Source organism: Extibacter sp. GGCC_0201 (assembly GCF_017566055.1).
Lineage (GTDB): Bacteria > Bacillota > Clostridia > Lachnospirales > Lachnospiraceae > Extibacter.
In genome coordinates this window covers 1-206 of record NZ_JABFCH010000316.1, presented here as the reverse complement: position 1 = coordinate 206, position 206 = coordinate 1, and the positions used below count along the sequence as shown (strand labels likewise).

1 pseudogene is annotated in these 206 nt (G+C 47.1%); it reads right to left on the bottom strand.

The annotated features are described in order from the left end of the window. Positions 1–206: pseudogene (locus HJV72_RS19670) on the bottom strand (S8 family peptidase); the annotation flags it as partial.

Genomic DNA, 206 nt, shown 5'->3' with positions numbered 1-206 from the left:
AGAGAGTATTTCCGGGCCATCAGTAGAAGATATTTGATGCCCAGCATGATATCATTTTCCTGGTAAGCATGCGCATCTTCAGAAACCATATAAAAATCCCTGAGATATTTTTTGGCCGGTTTCAGTTTTACAACCGCCAATTTCGATTCGGGGGCGGCACCCGTGAAATTGGAGGCCGGCACTTCATTCCCAGCGGCAACCATTGC